This is a genomic window from Actinocrinis sp., assembly GCF_035605935.1.
Classification (GTDB): domain Bacteria; phylum Actinomycetota; class Actinomycetes; order Streptomycetales; family Catenulisporaceae; genus Actinocrinis.
Genome location: NZ_DATNGK010000235.1, coordinates 1 through 2,785, shown reverse-complemented (window position 1 = coordinate 2,785; position 2,785 = coordinate 1). Strand labels below are relative to the sequence as shown.

3 protein-coding genes are annotated in these 2,785 nt (G+C 70.2%); 1 reads left to right on the top strand and 2 read right to left on the bottom strand.

Going from position 1 to position 2,785, the window contains the following annotated elements; all coding sequences use genetic code 11:
- Positions 1-898, top strand: an 898-nt coding sequence (locus VN779_RS18985) for an alpha/beta hydrolase family protein (RefSeq protein ID WP_325725193.1), incomplete at its 5' end; no start/stop codon positions are given.
- A gap of 227 nt (positions 899-1,125) precedes the next feature.
- Here VN779_RS18985 and VN779_RS18980 read toward each other — a convergent pair.
- Positions 1,126-1,749 (bottom strand): cyclodeaminase/cyclohydrolase family protein, encoded by a 624-nt coding sequence (locus tag VN779_RS18980; protein ID WP_325725191.1) that lies wholly within the window; start codon positions 1,747-1,749, stop codon positions 1,126-1,128.
- Positions 1,724-2,785: formate--tetrahydrofolate ligase (locus tag VN779_RS18975; protein ID WP_325725189.1), on the bottom strand; the 1,062-nt coding region annotated here is incomplete at its 5' end. The genes VN779_RS18975 and VN779_RS18980, both read right to left, overlap by 26 nt.

The following is a 2,785-nucleotide window of genomic DNA, read 5'->3' as shown; positions in this document are numbered from 1 at the left end:
GGTGGCGGTGCTGATGTCGCTGAACGAGTACGACGGCGCCGACGTGTACGCGCTGGAGCCGGGGCGAGAGCCGCGGCGGCGAACCGCCGCCGGCGACGCCTGGCTGGCGAGCAGGGCGCGCCCGGTGATGCAGGAGCTGATCGTGAAGGGCCCGGCCGGACCGATCCGCACGTTCGTGCTGTCGCCGGCCGGCGCGAGGAACCGGCCGATGCCGACCATCCTGCACATCCACGGCGGCCCCACCTGGGCGTGGCCCTATGCGGCCGACGCCACCGACCACATGCTGGTCGGCGCCGGATACCGGGTGGCGCGACCCAACATCCGGGGATCATGGGACCAGGGGCGCGAGTGGATCGCGGCACTGGACGGAGCCTGGGGAGACGCGGACGACGCCGACTGCCACGCCGTGCTCGACCACCTGGTCAAGGCCGGGTTGGCGGACCCCAAGCGGCTGGGCTGCTACGGGAACAGCTACGGCGGGTTCATGGTCAACTGGCTGGTCGGCACCTCCGACCGGTTCGCCGCGGCCGTCTCGTCCAACGGCGTCACCAACCAGATCTCTGCCTACGGGAACTGCGACGTCGGCTACATCTACAACCCCCAGGAGGGTCTGGGCGAGCCGCTCACGCCCGAGGGCGTCGAGTCGCTCTGGCGCCAGTCGCCGTTGCGGCACGTGTCGAACGTGCACACGCCGCTGATGATCCTGCAGGGCGAGAGCGACCTGCGCTGTCCGCCGGCCGACAACGAGCAGTTCTTCATTGCGCTGCGCCGCCTGGGCCGGGAGGTCGAGTACGTGCTGTACCCCGACAGCGACCACTCGATGGCCTCAAGCGCACGACCCGACCGTCGCGTCGACCGCATGGAGCGGATCGTGGCGTGGTTCGGCAAGCACCTATAGCAGGTGCCGGTTCTGCAACGACCCGTCACGGGCCTGTTCAGGACCTTCGTCGAGGGCCGATGCGGTGTTTGACTCCAATAATTCCCGGTTTGGCTCAACCAGGCGATTCTGCTGTAACGCCGCCCGTGACAGGCGTCAAGATCCGGTGCCGGAACGCCCCGGTCGTCGGGTCGGTGTTTGACACCGGCCCCCCGGCCTGAGACCAGCCTCTCGACGGCCGCTGTGGCCTAGACGTGCGCGTATGCCGTGACGGCGCGCTCGCGCGCTCGCGTGGCCCTGGCCAGGGCCGGGCGCATGCGCTCCAGGTGCGCCTCGGCCACGGCGTGGCGCGACAGCATGCTCATGTTCATCTGCGCCAGCGTGGCCGCCGAGCGCGCCGCCGCCTCGGCCAGCAGCGAACCCGCCAGCGCGTCGCCCTCCAGGTTCCTGTTGCCTGTCTCGGCGACATCCGCCGCCAGTGTCGCCACCTCCGAGGCCAGTTCCAGCACCTGCATGGGCACCGCGATCGCGCCGGACACCGCCTCGTCAAGGCACGCCGTGCGCTGGTCACCCTTCTCCATCCGCAGCGCCTCCAGCACCACGCCGTAGGCTCGGCCGTCGGCGTAGGCCAGCCCCGAGGCCTGCTCGCGGATCGCGTGCGCCCGGTCGCGCACCGCCTCCAGCCCCTGCGCCGAGGCGAACGAGGTCGCCATCTCGACCAGCGCCGCCGCCATCGCACAGGTCAGAGCCGCGGCCGCCCCGCCCCCCGGTGCGGGGGTGCGGGCGGCCAAATCGTCGAGCAGCTGCGCGACGCTTGCGCTCAGATACGGGTCGTCCCTGTGATCGCTAGAAGAGTCCGACCGTCTTCCCATCCTCGTCGATGTCCACGTTGAAGCCGGCCGGGGTCTTGCCCAGCCCCGGCATCTGCATGATGTCGCCGCACAGCGCCGTCAGGAACCCGGCGCCGGTGTACGGCCGGATGTCGCGCACGGGGATGCGGAAGCCGGTCGGCGCGTTGGCCAGGGCCGGGTCGGCCGATAGCGACAGGTGCGTCTTGGCCATGCAGATCGAGAGGCCGGTCAGCCCGTCGCGCGTGAACTGCTCGACCTTCTGCTGCGCGGCGGGCAGGAAGTCGACGCCATCCGCCCGGTAGATGCGCTTCGCGATCTTCTCGATCTTGACGCCGATCGGGTCGGAATCCTCGTACATGAAGTTGAACGTGTTCGGCTGGTCGCAGGCATCGGCCACGGCCTCGGCCATCTCGGCCGCACCGGCGCCGCCCTTGGAGAAGCCCTCGTTCAGCACCGCCGCGTGGGCCCCGTGGTCGAGCGCCAGCTTCTGCACCAGCGCCACCTCCTCGTCGGTATCGCCGGGGAAGCGGTTGGCGGCCACCACGCAGGGCACGCCGAACTCCTTCGCGTTGAGGATGTGGCGGGCCAGGTTCGCCGAGCCCTCCTCGATCGCGCGCAGGTTGTCGGCGGCCGAGTTGCGGGGATCGTCCTCCAGGCCGGCGTGGTGCTTGAGCGCCTTGGCGGTGGCGACGATCACGACCGCATTGGGCCCGAACCCGCCCGCGCGGCAGACGATGTCCATGAACTTCTCCATGCCCAGGTCGCTGCCGAAGCCGGCCTCCGTCACCAGGTAGTCGCCCAGCTTGCGGCCGGCCAGGTCGGCCACCACCGAACTGTTGCCGTGGGCGATGTTGCCGAACGGCCCGATGTGCATGAAGCAGGGCTGGCCCTCCAGCGTCTGGATCAGGTTCGGCTTCAGCGCGTCCTTCAGCAGCACGGTCATGGCGCCGTCGCAGCCCATCTGCTCGGCCGTGATCGGCGCTCCCTCGACGTCGTAGGCGACCGTGATCGAGCCGATCCGCTTGCGCAGATCCTGCAGCGAGGTGGCCATGCCCAT

Coding starts and splice junctions, on each gene's coding strand:
- VN779_RS18980 (WP_325725191.1), bottom strand. CDS start 1,749: ATGGGAAGACGGTCGGACTCTTCTAGCGATCACAGGGACGACCCGTAT.